We start from the raw sequence: 14,510 nt of genomic DNA, 5'->3' as shown, positions 1-14,510 counted from the left end.
CACATTATGCGTACCTCTGGATTCCATGCCGGCCTCGATGTACAGTCCTTTTAATCACCAAAAAGCATAACTCAACTAAATTACCGTTTAGTCGAGTTATATCACTGCTTGGCTGCTGGAGCTGGCCGGCTGCTGTCAGCAACGACAGTGAACTGCGCACCCTTGTTCTTAACCGGCACCTGTGACGCATCAATAGGAACTGTCTGAGGAGCGGCCTGAGCAACAGATTGCTGTGAGTGATCCTGTTGATCTTGATGTCGACCAGAAAGCCAGGGATCGAAAGTACCAACCTTAACGAAAACAAAACACGCTGAGACAGGAACATCGAGCGGCGTACCTTGCTGGCTATAACACTTGCAAGTGCCTCGCTCAGCAGATGACATACAGGCAGCAACCCTGGGGAAATCTGTAGGAGCCGTTAAGGCATCATAAATCGGTGCTGTGTGTGGAAGACCTGCGATACGTGGCTTTATTGACTCTGCATTCCAAGTTGATGGTTCAGCCTGCAAATTAACTACGGGGGGTGAAAACGACATAGAGGTTTGAGGCTGAGGTTGTTCAGCAGGCTTAGCAGCATGAGTAGAAAGGACAGAATCTTCCTTTGGTTTAGAAAGACTATTAACCTGCCTAAGACCCAAATAGCCACCTACGCAAATCATAAGTAAGGCAATAAGTATAAGACCAATGAGTTTCTTAGGAGGCTTAGCCTTGTGAGTATCAAGAACTGTTGAGGTATATAGTTTGAATACCTCTGGATTCGGGGTGACAAACTTTCTCTGGCCTACTGCCTTTGCAGACTTGCTTAATGGATCGCCTTGAGCACTTTCGAACTCATAACGGACCATCTTCATGTTCCAAGGACGATGATAATGAACATGGGGCTTGGCCAGCTTTCTGGCAAAAGGATGCAAATACATAGGGCTTTGGGTAGTTACGATAAAGTCATAACCACCATGCCGATGACGTGCAAGCTTCTTGATCCACTCAGGAGGCTCGCGGGGAATATCAGTACCACAGAAGTCTTGGACCTCGTCACAGAAGATAACAGAACCCTCTGGTAACTCTTGCCATCCTTTAATGTGATCAATGGCAACTACACCATGTGCGGAAGGATCAAAACCATTAATGGGAGTGCAGTACTTTGGACGTCCGCTATAAGCTGGGTTGTTCAAAAAATCCCACAGCTCATTAGATGTTTTGCCCTCACCCGGAAGGCCAGTTACTAACTTAAACATTAAGACACCGCCTTTTTGCTCATCGCTGCTTTAGCGCCGGATATGGAAACGCGAAGTGCATACGCTGAAAAGATAATGGCAATTGCATTAGGGACGCCAAGAAATTGCAAAAAACCGTATGCATCTGCACCAACAGATGAAAGATTGCTTAATATCTTGGCCTCAACCCAATTATAAATGGGCATTATCACAGTGCTAGAAACGGTCATAACTCCCAAGGCTGCAAACAGTCGAGGGAGGACCCACATTGCAATTGCCTGACCCGCAACAAAAAGTACCTGAAACATGGTTATACCTCCTTAGAAAGAATTCGTGCGGCAGCAAGATAGGCAGCAGCAATTAATCCATAACGCAAAATAACTAGCGGATCGCATATTTGCGAAAAAGGCAATTGAAGTGTATGACCGCCTATTGAAACCTGTTTATCTGGATAGCACTTCCCTCCCCCATAATTGCCAGAACCAGCAGACATGAACTTAGAAAGAAAACCGGAAACCTGAGAATCAAGTTGATCTTGGCTTTCCTGCATAAGGTCTTGCTGTATGTCTATTTCTTTATCGCGACCAATTTTTTCTTTCTCAGTAGGGAGAGATATAAGCCTACAAGAGTCAAAATAACTTTGGTTCAATATGGCACATGAGAAAACATCACCATCACATGCAGGAGGTTTTTTACAATCCTGAGAGGATGAAGCTTCAATGTCTTTATCGTCATCCTTACCTTCACCAGCACCACCGCCGCCGTTATTCTCAGTGCCAGGAGAAGGAGCGTCACCAGTGCCAGTGCCACCACCAGCGCCGCCACCACCACTACTGCCACCGCCAGAACCGCCAGAACCGCCACCACCTGTAGGGGGCTTAGGAGTAGTGGAAGTATCTTTTTCATCTTCCCAGTACTTAACACAGGTTGTTCCAGACCAAGCATAACCACGTGGGCAATTATTAGCAGGATCGGTAGGATCATTGGGGTTTGTCGGAGGAACTGTAGTAGCAGGAGCGCCAGAGTTAGAAGCCTCCTCACTACCATCGCAAGACTGACCATTGCCAGTATAATTAAATATACAGTAGTAACTATCAGGATTAGCCTTTAAGGGGCCACAGGTAGCGGATCCACCGGAAGTGTAAACAAACTGACAGGAGTTATTACACATCTTATTATTGACAGGTATAACTCCTCCCGATTGCTTAGAAGCGGAACTTAAAGAAATTGAAGTTGTACCAGTGGTATCAGCACAATCAGGCTTATCGCACTTACCATTGATTGGGTTATAAAGTGATCCACTAGGACAGGAATCACCCCTTCGAGAAATATTAAAATCCTGAAAGTAGCCATGTTTATATGATCCCTGACAAGTTGCGTCATAACCCGATGGGTTCATAACTACAGAAGTAATTGCAGTAGGGCCGGGAAATTGAGCAGCAGCAGACCTCTCGCAAACCTCAATAGGGGTTTTTGCGGTAATTTGCGTTGACTGATCAATCCAGTAGTAGTCTTGAGCGAAGGAAAAAAAAGAAGAAAAAAATAATAAAAACGGCAAATATCGAGAATAGTTCATAATTCAAACCTTAGAGATTACAAACAGAAGTTCATCGCCAATGAGCCTCATACTTCGGCTTCACAGGCGATGAACTATAGGTAAAAAAAACCCCCGAAAGAAAACGAGGGTTTATAAAACGACACGTGCCGTTTTAGTTACAGCGCACCACGAACGATCTTATAGAGCTTCACGGTTGCGGCAAGACCGAGGGAGGCGACACCGATTGCAGCAACAGCGGTAAGGCCAGTGGTGAGGATCGAGATTACTTCTGCTACGTCCATTTTGTTACTCCAGTGTGTTGAGCATTATTGCTCGATGGCTTTCTTTATTTGCTTAAAGACGAAGTTACTCGCCCAGTACATCAAAGCTAACGTGAAGAGACTTACAACTATCTCCGGCGTCAGCCATTGAATCTTTGTATCTGATAGCTCAGCTTGAGACGGCGTATAAACCGACATAGTGTTGCCAGCACAAGTAGCAGCACCCCTGTTAGGACTGATGGCTATAGTGCCCTCACAGACAAGATAAGCTGTCATATCAAGCAGTTTTCATTGCATCAGAAAGCGGAGGAATGTTCTTGCGACGACCTTGACGAGGGTCAACATCGAATTGAAGACGACCATCGCGAACATCACAGACAACGTCACACTCATAAGTGCCAGGCTGAGGAACTTCGGACTGTTGCTGTGCATAGAATTCAACCTTCTGAGGATAAGGGATTCCAGGAAGGTGAACAAAAGCCTGATACATGGTATAGGGATTCTTGGACTGCTTAGCGATGCCGCTACGGGAAATGCCAGAAACTTCGACCATAAGAGTAGGGAATTTGAGAGACATAATGGTGCCCTTTTAAAGTTTGGGAAGCCGAGAACTTAAGCTCGGATTGGAGTATGCCCAGCTGGGCGGTGTTAAATTAGGTACACGGCGAAACGTAAGAAACTGTCGCTTGGCTATTTGCGAGCGTACTTGTTCAGCTGATGAAGCCTGTAAAAACAGACGCATAAGCGAACTAGCGAAAGCAGAATCATCAATGTTGCCAGAGTTAAAATTGGCAATCTCGGCCTCGACGGAATAACGGAGAATTTGATATTGGGACTTGTCCATTAGTAACCCATCCATTCAGCAACAGAAATAGTACCTTGCCAACTCGACTCGCGATCATGAAACCATATCTTTTCGGGTTTAAAGCCCTGCTCTTTACGAACTTGAATTACAGCAAGTGTTTCTGCTACTTGCTGGGTCAGAACAGGATTCATGAACTGCTTGACGTGACGCTGCTGGTCAAGCATGCGACGTTGCCCAGGTGAAAGCTGGATGCCTTGAAGGCTTACAGTCTTCATGCGGCCAACTTCAAGTGATTAGCACGACGATACCAAAGAGGAACAGCAAGTTCGGACTTGGATACCTCGCGACACTGACGAACAAATACAGGGGCGAAACGCGAAGTGTCGCAAGCATTACGAATATTGATACCAATTCGATTAAGACGAGCGGCGTGAGTCTGAACCTGCTTTTTATTAAAGTCAAAGACCTGACCATGCATCCACTGGATTGCATACATAGCTGTAGTATTCGCAGATCGAGTAGAGTCAACGATTTTTTCAGAAACCAATTGCTCACTGATGCTAACTATATCCATAGCTGTCACCTTTAACCTTTCGTCTATTTTAAGAAACTCGCGGTGGAGTTCGCCAAATCGGCTCTCATTAAACATACCCCAATAGCACAGGGCCTCACGCTGGAGGAATTCACTCTTTAACTCTTGTTCCATACGGACAACACCGTTATGGAAACAGTAATTGCGAAGGTCAAGAACATACTTGAATTGCTCGGAGTCCTCACCATAAAGACGTTTTATCTTAGGCAAAAGATTCTGATCCATTTCAAATGCCTTATCGTAACCCTTCCGATACTGGAGACGACCGCCCTGACCATTACCCTTTGGGGTCCAAGAAACAGTTCGGCCATTTGGATATAAGAAACCTATTGAATGCCCAATACGCTGACTAGATACACCACGAAGATAAGCAAGAACATTACCCTCGCCTAGAGCGATGTTAGTTGTCAGGTCGATTCGTTCAATCTTGGCGCCATCGGCAACGAGATCACTCGATTTAGCGCCTGATACGCCTTGGCGCAATTCAAGGCGTGTGCAACGGGTGAAAGCAGGAAGCCCGTATTCACGCAATAACGAGTTGTAGACAGATATGCACTGTTCAACTGAGGTGTAGCCAAAAAGGTTATCAAGGCGACCTACTCTACTGGGATTGCCTTCGACACGAACCTTTCGACCCTGTACATGGATCGTCACGGAAGTGGAATGGCTGGCTTCATGCTTGAAACGAGGCTGGCGAGTGCTCAGGACCTCATTGGTGTTGGAATCGATGGTCAACGTAAAAACGTCACAGACCACAGGTAGGTCGTGGTCGTGCTCCTGAGAAACGGTGAGCCAGTCGATCATCATGCGGAGCGTCCTTACACATGCACACAAGTAACATGGGGGAGGAATGTACACATGTGGAACTGCACACGTCAATACGTGTCAACGTGCACACATGTATTATTGGAGGGAATTTGATGAACGGTGATGGCATGGCCACGAACGTAAGACTGACAACTGCAGAGCAGGAAGCTATTCGGCAAAAAGCTATAGAATTCAATAAGATACTGATCAAACAAGGAAAGCAGCCATTACGCGACAGCGAACTGGTGCACAAAATCCTTGAAAAATCAGTGCCTTACGCAAGGCTTTCAGAATCAGGAGATGTGATTATCGATTCTGAGTGACCGGTAGACCGTGGGATACCACGGTAAAGTGGGGGTGTAACAGCACCCCCACCCGCTCGGCTCGAAAACAACAGGGACAGAAAATGCGCGCAGAACGCGATCAGGACGACACGGTACGCACTCAGAAGAAGCGTGAACGCCGTCTGGCATACGAAATAGCAATTGGCATCATCATTGGCGGCATGACGCTGGCAACGATACAGGCGCTGATAGCGATGGTTGCCTGGCAGATCTACCTTCATGACTTGAAAGTAATCCTGAGATAGCCAGGTGCTGCAAGAAACGACCTCCGGGACCCGACAACCGACTGTGCTGTGCGTTATGGGTCCGTTGCGGTAAAGCTGAGTGATCATGGCGCGAAGTGATCTTGCAGAGGGCCTGAGAGCGTCACACGCGATCAGGAGAGGTGGTGCCACGCATAATTGACGTTATGGGTAAATCGATCGCCGGGGGCTGCGCAATGGTCCCGACAATCGATTCTGGCCGTTGGCCGCAAGTACCATAACGTCCACACATTATGCGTACCTATACATACGTCCTTTGTGAGCCCTGGCCACCAGATTTGAAGCCCGAGAACTGCCTCCTGGCTATTCAACAACGTGAACATCGAAGCCCCTCACACTTCAGTATCCGACCCAATCGCAGCGTGAGCTTCAACACATCGTGATCGCCAGCTTGAGACGATCAATGACGGACCGAGCCATTGCGCGCGGATCACATCGAATCAGCAACCCAAGTCACCACTCGAATTCAAAGCGTTTTACGGTAAAGTGTCCGCGACGGTACCAGCGCCCGCTAGACCTGAAATCAAGGACTGATGATGAAACGGACAATAGCGATTTTAATTGCCTGCATAAGCTCACCTGCATGGGCTGTAGATCCCGCGACCCTGCCAATGGTCGTGCAGATGCAAAAAGCTGCCAATGCAGCGACATGCGAGCCCTACAAAGGCGACACATCGCCGCTGGGCAAGGCTGTAAACAAACAGTGCCGAAACCGGGCCAAAGCTGAGTTTGAAGACATGCAAGATGAAAAGCCGCTAAGGGACTGCATCAAACCAGGCAACGTTATAGACGATGATGTACGCAAGTGTATGAAAGGCATTTAACAGCTCTGCCAATACCCGCCCTGTAGCCTGATGAGCTAATAGGTGATAAATATGACAGTGCCGAGGCTTGGAACGGCAACCCTCGCCTGTTTATACTTATACAATGGGCACACTCTCATATAACTCAACTAAACAGACATTTAGTTGAGTTATATTAATAACCAGATAACGCCTGGTCCTCCACGCCTTCGTTCGCTCCACCAACTGACCTGAGCAAACTGTCAAACGCGCTGCCGACAGCCGCAAGGCAGCCTACCGCCACACAGGCACAATCACCCCGGCCCAAGCATACGGGCACTCAAGCTGTTGCCTGCACCCAGCCATATAAATTCGCACTCTGGTCATGAAAGCTTCATTAAATTCCAATGGCGTTGCCATACGTAACGTCACTTACAAACTCCCACAATTAGCATGACCAAGCTGAACTCAAGCTGTCTGTCTGCGATTACCTAAATGAAAGCTGAACACCACATTAATAATTCTACATATTGTCATGACGACATTGTTATCCCCATATAACCCGCCCTACCCTATGGCTCACAAGCGCTGCAATGCGCCACAAAAAACCAACGGCGTCTGGACAATATTTTGATGTTTGAGCCCCTATCTTCGCGACACTTGCTTTCGTCAGCAGGCCGTTTCTGGTGTCCAGCGAATGTGCCCATACACATTGCGCCACTTGCAGCCGCTACCGGTATTCCCGTCTTGGCAGCTCGCCGTTGATGCACGTCTATGTTTGTGCCCCCGTGTCATGCGTTTTTTTCTGTGTTGGCTATATTGGCTATGAAACGTAAATTGGAAAAATATCTATGAGCCAGGCTTTTCTTGCTTTTTCACGGCCTTCCATAGGCGATGAAGAAGTTGCTGCGGTGACTCGTGTGCTGCGTTCCGGGTGGATCACAACCGGGCCGGAATGTCAGAAGCTTGAGGAGCAATTTGCGGTGCGGGTTGGCGCGCAACATGCGGTTGCGTTGTCGTCTGCTACCGGGGCGATGCATGTTGCGCTACTGGCACTGGGTGTGGGGCCTGGCGATGAAGTGATTACGCCTTCGCAGACCTGGGTGTCGACGGCCAACATGATTTGCCTGCTGGGGGCCACTCCGGTTTTTGTCGACGTCGACCGTGGCACTCTGATGAGCAGCGCAGCGCTGATAGAGCAAGCCATCACGCCACGAACCAAAGCGATAGTACCGGTGCATTACGCTGGCGCCGCATTCGATCTTGATCCGCTTTATGCGCTGGCGGATCGGCATGGCATTACTGTGATAGAAGACGCTGCCCATGCGACCGGAACCGCTTACAAGGGTCGTCCGGTCGGCAATCAGGGCACCGCGATATTTTCATTTCACGCGATCAAGAACATGACCTGTGCCGAAGGTGCAATGTTCGTCACCGACAACGCGCAACTGGCTGATCGGGTGCGCCAACTTAAATTCCATGGTCTGGGTGTCGACGCCTACGACCGACTGACGCTGGGTCGCAAACCACAGGCAGAAGTCATGGAGCCAGGCTTCAAATACAACCTGGCCGACCTGAATGCGAGTATTGCCCTGGTGCAGTTGCAACGCCTTGACGCAATCAATGCAAAGCGTCAGGCGCTCGCCAGCCACTATCTCGAACGGCTGGCCGCGAGCCCGGTCCTTCCCCTCGCCCTGCCCCGCTACGCCCAGCACCACGCCTGGCATCTGTTCATTCTGCGCATTGACCCCGAGCGCTGCGGGCTGGATCGCGACGCGTTCATGAAGGCCTTGCAGGCTCAAAACATCGGCACCGGCATCCACTTCATTGCGACTCACCTGCACAGCTATTACCGCAAGCGTTTCCCTGACGTCTGCCTGCCAGACACCGAATGGAACTCATCAAGGCTTTGCTCTATCCCCCTGTTCCCTGACATGACGCTGGATGATGTCGAGCGGGTTGTCAGTGCCATTGAATCGACCGTGGAATCCAGCCATTGAGACCCTACCCAATCAAGTTTGTGTCGATTGTCATCCCTGTCTACAACGAGCGCCAGAGCTTGCCCGAGTTGCTACGGCGTACTGACGCGGCCTGTAAACAATTGAATCACCGCTTCGAAATCGTGCTGGTGGATGACGGTAGTCGTGATGAATCGGCAGAGATTCTTCAACAGGCCGCACATCAGCCTGGCAGCCCCTTCGTTGCGGTGATTCTGAATCGTAACTACGGTCAGCACGCAGCGATCATGGCCGGTTTCGAGCAGTGCAAAGGTGATGTGGTGATCACCCTCGACGCTGATCTGCAGAATCCTCCCGAGGAAATTCCCCGGCTGGTGGCGCTTGCAGAGCAGGGATATGACGTTGTCGGCACAGTGCGCAGCAATCGTCAGGACTCTGCCTGGCGACGTTGGCCATCCAAGCTCATCAACCTGGCAGTACAGCGCTCCACAGGCGTGGCCATGAACGATTACGGCTGCATGCTGCGCGCGTACCGGCGCACGATTGTCGATGCAATGCTGGCCTGCCGCGAGCGCAGCACTTTCATTCCGATTCTGGCCAACAGTTTCGCGCGGCACACGACCGAGGTATTGGTCGATCACGCCGAACGTGAACATGGCGACTCGAAATACAGCCCCATGCGCCTGGTCAACCTCATGTTTGACCTGATCACCTGCATGACCACTACGCCCTTGCGCCTGCTCAGCATTATCGGCTTCAGCATGGCACTGCTCGGCGTGCTGTTCGCTGCGGTACTGATCGTTCTGCGCCTGATCTTCGGTGCGTCATGGGCCGGTGATGGCACGTTCGTGCTGTTTGCGGTGCTGTTCGTATTCACCGGGGGGCAGTTCATCGGCATGGGATTGCTGGGTGAATACCTGGGCCGAATGTACAGCGATGTCCGTGCGCGTCCGCGCTTCTTCATCGAAAAAGTCGTGCGCAGCTCGTCCGAAGTTGCCAGCGAAAGCGTTGATTCCTCTGTAACTCCCTATATGAACAAGGTTGCGCCATGAGCCCTAAAGCTGTCGTTTTCGCTTATCACGATATTGGCTGTGTCGGCCTGCAAGCGCTGTTGGGCGCAGGTTATGAAATTGCTGCAGTTTTCACTCACGCCGACGACCCCAAGGAAAAAACCTTCTTCGGTTCCGTGGCGCAGCTGTGTGCGCGACACGGCATTCCCGTGCATGCTCCTGAGGACCCTAACCACCCTTTGTGGGTGGAGCGCATCGGCAAATTGGCCCCTGACTTCATCTTTTCCTTCTATTACCGCCAGTTGCTCGGTGAGCCTCTACTGGCGTGTGCCAGCAAGGGCGCATTGAATCTGCATGGCTCGCTGTTACCACGCTACCGCGGACGAGCGCCGGCAAACTGGGTGCTGGTCAACGGTGAGAGCGAAACCGGCGTGACCTTGCATCAGATGGTCAAGCGCGCCGATGCAGGGCCGATAGTTGCTCAGCAACGCGTCTCGATCAGTTCCACCGATACAGCCTTGACGCTCCACGGCAAACTGCGTGAAGCCGCCGCTGACCTGCTTAGTGAAACGCTACCCCTGCTTGCCCTCGGGCAACTTTCAGGCACGCCGCAGGACGAATCCCTTGCAACCTGTTTCGGTCGCCGCACCCCGGCCGACGGTTTGATCGACTGGTCGCTTCCGGCCACGCAACTGTACAACCTGATACGGGCAGTCACGCAGCCCTACCCCGGCGCATTCTGCCCGGTAGGCGAGAACAAGTTGATTGTCTGGGCCGCCAGTGCCGAGGCAGGCAATAACGGCGAAGCACCTGGCACGGTCATCAGCCACGACCCGTTGCGTATCGCCTGCGGTGAGGGTTCGTTGGTGATCAACGCAGGACAGCGCGGCGACACCGGCTTGTACCTCAGTGGCGCACAGCTGGCCCGCGAGTTCGGTCTGGTGGAAGGCTCGCAACTGCTCGATACAGAAAAGCGCCGCCCGGCCCGCCGTACCCGCGTGCTGATCCTCGGCGTCAACGGTTTCATCGGCAATCATCTGTCGGAGCGTCTGCTGCAGGACGATCGTTACGAAATCTACGGCATGGACATCGGTTCAGACGCTATCGAGCGCCTGCGAACCAAGCCGAACTTTCACTTCATCGAAGGCGACATCAGCATCCACACCGAGTGGATCGAGTATCACATCAAGAAATGCGATGTAGTGCTGCCATTGGTGGCCATCGCTACACCGATTGAATACACCCGCAACCCACTGCGGGTGTTCGAGCTGGATTTCGAAGAAAACCTGAAGATCGTCCGTTACTGCGTGAAGTACAACAAGCGGGTGATTTTCCCGTCAACGTCAGAAGTCTATGGCATGTGCCAGGACGCGAGCTTCAACGAAGACACATCGAACCTTATCGTTGGCCCGATCAACAAGCAGCGCTGGATCTACTCGGTGTCCAAGCAACTGCTGGACCGCGTGATCTGGGCTTATGGTCAGAAAGGCCTGCAATTCACCCTGTTTCGCCCGTTCAACTGGATGGGCCCACGCCTGGACCGACTGGACTCGGCGCGTATCGGCAGTTCGCGGGCCATCACCCAACTGATTTTGCACCTGGTGGAAGGTACGCCGATTCGGCTGGTGGATGGCGGAGCCCAGAAGCGCTGTTTCACCGATGTCGTCGACGGCATCGAGGCGCTGGCGCGGATTATCGAAAATCGCGATGGGCGCTGTAATGGTCAGATCATCAACATCGGCAACCCCGACAATGAGGCCAGCATTCGCCAATTGGGTGAAGAGCTGCTGCGCCAGTTCGAAGCGCACCCGTTGCGCGACAACTTCCCGCCATTCGCAGGCTTTCGCGAAGTAGAAAGCCAGTCCTTTTATGGCAAGGGTTATCAGGATGTCAGCCATCGCAAACCGAGCATCGACAACGCCCGACAGTTGATTGGCTGGACACCAGGTATCGAGCTGAGCGAAACGATTGGCAAAACCCTGGACTTCTTCCTTCGCGAAGCCATGGCTGAAAAGGCGGATATGCGCTGATGCAGGCAGGCTTAAGAATCGATGTCGACACGTATAGGGGCACCCGTGAAGGCGTGCCCAGATTGCTGGACATACTCGATGAAGCTGAGGTCAAGGCGACGTTCTTTTTCAGTGTCGGCCCCGACAACATGGGACGTCACCTGTGGCGTCTCGCACGGCCGACGTTTTTCTGGAAGATGCTTCGCTCCAGAGCCGCGAGCCTGTATGGCTGGGATATTTTGCTGGCGGGTACGGCGTGGCCGGGCAAGCCGATCGGGCGTGACCTCGGTCCGTTGATGCGTCGTGCTCTGGATGCAGGCCATGAGGTCGGCCTGCATGCGTGGGATCACCATGGCTGGCAAGCCAATGCCGGACGCTGGAACGATCGCCAGTTGACCGCACAGATACACCGTGGGGTCGACTGCCTGAGCGACATTTTAGGCAACCCGGTGATCTGCTCCGCAGCAGCAGGCTGGCGTGCCGACCAGCACGTCGTGCAGGCCAAGCAGGCGTTTGGTTTCCGCTACAACAGCGACTGTCGCGGTGCCACCCTGTTTCGCCCGTTACTGGCTGATGGCAGCCCCGGCACGCCACAGATTCCAGTGGACTTGCCGACCTTCGATGAGATCGTCGGCCCGCAACTCCAGCCGGGGGCCTTCAACGACTACATTCTCAACCGCTTCGCTGCGCGGCGGCTCAACGTTTATACCATTCATGCTGAAGTGGAGGGCATTGTCATGGCAGACGGTTTCAGGCAGCTGTTACAGCAGGCCAACGCCCGGGAAATCGAGTTCAAACCGCTGGGCCGGCTGCTGCCGGAAGCCATCGAGCAACTGCCTTGCGGGCAAGTTGTTCGCGGTCACCTGCCCGGTCGCGAAGGCTGGCTGGGGGTGCAACAGTGATGCACTCCAGATACCGTGATGGCGCACTCCTGTTAGCGGCATTCTTACTGGCCTACCTGCTGCCGCTGGGTTTCCATGGTTTGTGGATTCCCGATGAAACCCGCTATGCCCAGATCAGCCAGGAAATGCTTCACAGCGGCAACTGGATCGCGCCGCACTTCATGGGCTTGCGTTACTTTGAAAAACCGGCTGCCGGTTACTGGCTGATTGCCTTGGGCCAGGCGGTGTTTGGCGAGAACCTGTTCGGCGTGCGCATTGCTTCGGCGATAAGCACCGGTTTAAGTGTCTTGCTGGCCTACCTGCTGGCGGGAAAGATCTGGCGCGACCCGCGCAAAAGCTTCGCCAGCGCACTGCTGTTCATGAGTTTCGGTTTCGTCGCCGGCCAGGCCGGTTACAGCAATCTCGACCCGCAATTCACCCTCTGGACAAACTTGACGCTGGTAGCGTTCTGGTACGCAGTGCACAGCATCGGCCGAGCCCGCCTGCTAGCCTGGGCGGTGGTCGGCGTAGCCTGCGGCATGGGGTTCATGACCAAGGGCTTTCTCGCCTGGGCGTTGCCGGTCATCATCACCCTGCCCTACATGCTATGGCAAAGACGCCTGACCGAACTGCTCAGGTTCGGCCCGCTTGCGGTGGTGATTGCCATTGCGGTCTGTCTGCCGTGGGCGCTGGCGGTACACCAGCAAGAGCCCGACTACTGGCGTTACTTTTTCTGGCACGAGCACATTCGCCGGTTTGCCGGGGACAATGCGCAGCATGCCCAACCCTGGTGGTTCTACCTGCCTCTGCTGATCGCGGCCTGCCTGCCTTGGGCGCTGCTGCTGCCCGTGACATTGAAGCAAGCCTGGCAACAGAAAAGCAGGCCCGATACCGCCTTTCTGCTGCTATGGCTGGTCCTGCCGCTGGCATTTCTGAGCCTGAGCAAAGGCAAGTTGCCGACCTACATACTGCCTTGCCTGCTGCCGCTGGCATTGCTCATGGCTGACGCTCTGGTCGAACGTCTCAATCAAGGCCGTGGCACGGCGTTGCGTGTTAACGGAATAGTTAACGCAGCATTGACCTTGCTCGGGCTTTCAGCGCTGATCTACGTGCAGTTGAAACAGCCCGTGTACGAAAACGAACCGATGCACTTGTTGCTGGCGGTCATCGTACTTACCGGATGGACGCTCACCAACGCCCTGCAAGGCATCCGCCCTTTGACCTTCTGGGCTCTGCCAGCGGTGGGAAGCTGGCTACTGATCGTATTGCTGCCTGCGGCACTACCAAACGACGTGGTGTACAACAAGACTCCCGACCAGTTTGTCGCCAGGCATCAAACGGAGCTGGCAGCCTGTACACATTTGCTGAGCAATGATCTGGGCGCTGCTTCTGCCATGTCGTGGCGCCTGAAACGACCGGACATCGCGCTTTTCAATACTTGGGGCGAGCTTGAATACGGCCTGGGTTATCCGGATGTACAGGGCCGCCAAGTCCGTCTGCAGGACATCGACGCCTGGATTACAAAAGCCCGAAGCGAAGGCAGGGTCGGCGTGATCATGCGTGGCAAGAGTGATGATGAGCTGGAGGAGCTTGAAATGCTTCCCAAGGACGGCCAGCGTTACGACGAAGGCAACCTGGCCATCCTCATTTATGAGAAGTCAGCGCTATGACGTGGCTGATGCTCCTTAGCGCATGCCTGCTGACGTGCCTGGGCCAAATCGCACAAAAGTACGCTGTGGAAGGCTGGCGCGGGACATTTCCCGGCGTATTGGCTGCCCTGCGTTCGATATGGCTGTGGCTGGCGATTGCCTGCCTCGGGCTGGGTCTGCTGGTCTGGCTGTTGGTGCTGCAACGCATGGATGTAGGCATCGCGTACCCCATGCTGGGCCTCAACTTCGTGCTGATCACCCTGGCGGGACGCTATGTTTTCAAAGAGCCGGTTGACCCACAGCACTGGCTTGGTATTGCGCTGATCCTTGTCGGCGTATTTCAGCTGGGACGCCAGGCATGACCCGCCGTAGCGCAAC

At 52.9% G+C, this 14,510-nt stretch carries 16 protein-coding genes; 9 read left to right on the top strand and 7 right to left on the bottom strand.

The features are described 5' to 3' along the window. Positions 1 to 101: 101 nt before the first annotated feature. The 7 genes from RYB09_RS13570 to RYB09_RS13540 form a co-directional block, all read right to left on the bottom strand. Positions 102 to 1,235: a zonular occludens toxin domain-containing protein gene (locus tag RYB09_RS13570; protein ID WP_316888890.1), complete on the bottom strand. Its 1,134-nt coding sequence runs from the start codon at positions 1,233 to 1,235 to the stop codon at positions 102 to 104. Then, complete coding sequence (locus tag RYB09_RS13565; protein ID WP_020313420.1) at positions 1,235 to 1,522, bottom strand: DUF2523 family protein; 288 nt, start codon at positions 1,520 to 1,522, stop codon at positions 1,235 to 1,237. Before RYB09_RS13565 ends, RYB09_RS13570 begins: the two co-directional genes overlap by 1 nt. 2 nt (positions 1,523 to 1,524) lie before the next feature. Then, positions 1,525 to 2,790, bottom strand: coding sequence for a virulence factor TspB C-terminal domain-related protein (locus tag RYB09_RS13560; protein ID WP_316888888.1), 1,266 nt, complete (start codon positions 2,788 to 2,790; stop codon positions 1,525 to 1,527). A 137-nt stretch (positions 2,791 to 2,927) separates the two neighbouring features. Continuing rightward, the gene (locus tag RYB09_RS13555) at positions 2,928 to 3,053 is read right to left on the bottom strand and encodes a major capsid protein (RefSeq protein ID WP_004662245.1); all 126 of its coding nucleotides are present in this window, start codon (positions 3,051 to 3,053) and stop codon (positions 2,928 to 2,930) included. A gap of 256 nt (positions 3,054 to 3,309) precedes the next feature. After that, a complete protein-coding gene (locus RYB09_RS13550; RefSeq protein ID WP_081004024.1) occupies positions 3,310 to 3,609 on the bottom strand; it encodes a propanediol utilization protein in 300 nt (99 codons plus the stop codon). A 266-nt stretch (positions 3,610 to 3,875) separates the two neighbouring features. Next, positions 3,876 to 4,112, bottom strand: coding sequence for a hypothetical protein (locus tag RYB09_RS13545; protein ID WP_020313417.1), 237 nt, complete (start codon positions 4,110 to 4,112; stop codon positions 3,876 to 3,878). Beyond that, entirely contained in the window at positions 4,109 to 5,236 is a 1,128-nt protein-coding gene (locus tag RYB09_RS13540) for a phage/plasmid replication protein (RefSeq protein ID WP_316888881.1), read from the bottom strand. Before RYB09_RS13540 ends, RYB09_RS13545 begins: the two co-directional genes overlap by 4 nt. A gap of 113 nt (positions 5,237 to 5,349) precedes the next feature. On the opposite strand from RYB09_RS13540, the gene RYB09_RS13535 reads away from it, so the two are divergent. From RYB09_RS13535 to arnE, 9 genes are all read left to right on the top strand, one after another. Beyond that, positions 5,350 to 5,559: a hypothetical protein gene (locus RYB09_RS13535; protein WP_020313137.1), complete on the top strand. Its 210-nt coding sequence runs from the start codon at positions 5,350 to 5,352 to the stop codon at positions 5,557 to 5,559. 83 nt (positions 5,560 to 5,642) lie between these two features. Then, on the top strand, positions 5,643 to 5,825 hold the full coding sequence (locus RYB09_RS13530; protein WP_316888878.1) for a hypothetical protein: 183 nt from the start codon (positions 5,643 to 5,645) through the stop codon (positions 5,823 to 5,825). A 551-nt stretch (positions 5,826 to 6,376) separates the two neighbouring features. Then, entirely contained in the window at positions 6,377 to 6,667 is a 291-nt protein-coding gene (locus RYB09_RS13525) for a hypothetical protein (RefSeq protein ID WP_122259919.1), read from the top strand. An 809-nt stretch (positions 6,668 to 7,476) separates the two neighbouring features. Beyond that, complete coding sequence (gene arnB, locus RYB09_RS13520; RefSeq protein WP_122259920.1) at positions 7,477 to 8,625, top strand: UDP-4-amino-4-deoxy-L-arabinose aminotransferase; 1,149 nt, start codon at positions 7,477 to 7,479, stop codon at positions 8,623 to 8,625. Further along, positions 8,622 to 9,635 (top strand): undecaprenyl-phosphate 4-deoxy-4-formamido-L-arabinose transferase, encoded by a 1,014-nt coding sequence (gene arnC / locus RYB09_RS13515; RefSeq protein WP_058402916.1) that lies wholly within the window; start codon positions 8,622 to 8,624, stop codon positions 9,633 to 9,635. The genes arnB and arnC overlap by 4 nt, the downstream gene beginning before the upstream one ends. Continuing rightward, the gene (gene arnA / locus RYB09_RS13510) at positions 9,632 to 11,623 is read left to right on the top strand and encodes a bifunctional UDP-4-amino-4-deoxy-L-arabinose formyltransferase/UDP-glucuronic acid oxidase ArnA (protein WP_058409526.1); all 1,992 of its coding nucleotides are present in this window, start codon (positions 9,632 to 9,634) and stop codon (positions 11,621 to 11,623) included. The genes arnC and arnA overlap by 4 nt, the downstream gene beginning before the upstream one ends. After that, positions 11,620 to 12,504, top strand: a complete 885-nt coding sequence (arnD, locus tag RYB09_RS13505; RefSeq protein WP_404944464.1) for a 4-deoxy-4-formamido-L-arabinose-phosphoundecaprenol deformylase — start codon at positions 11,620 to 11,622, stop codon at positions 12,502 to 12,504. Before arnA ends, arnD begins: the two co-directional genes overlap by 4 nt. Continuing rightward, a complete protein-coding gene (gene arnT / locus RYB09_RS13500) occupies positions 12,504 to 14,153 on the top strand; it encodes a lipid IV(A) 4-amino-4-deoxy-L-arabinosyltransferase (protein ID WP_058402913.1) in 1,650 nt (549 codons plus the stop codon). The genes arnD and arnT overlap by 1 nt, the downstream gene beginning before the upstream one ends. Further along, entirely contained in the window at positions 14,150 to 14,494 is a 345-nt protein-coding gene (arnE, locus tag RYB09_RS13495) for a 4-amino-4-deoxy-L-arabinose-phosphoundecaprenol flippase subunit ArnE (RefSeq protein WP_316888875.1), read from the top strand. Before arnT ends, arnE begins: the two co-directional genes overlap by 4 nt. Positions 14,495 to 14,510 lie beyond the last annotated feature (16 nt).

The organism is Pseudomonas syringae group sp. J254-4, assembly GCF_032586855.1.
GTDB lineage: Bacteria > Pseudomonadota > Gammaproteobacteria > Pseudomonadales > Pseudomonadaceae > Aquipseudomonas > Aquipseudomonas amygdali.
Note: the sequence above shows the minus strand (reverse complement) of the source record. Positions and strands in the feature narration are given on the sequence as shown.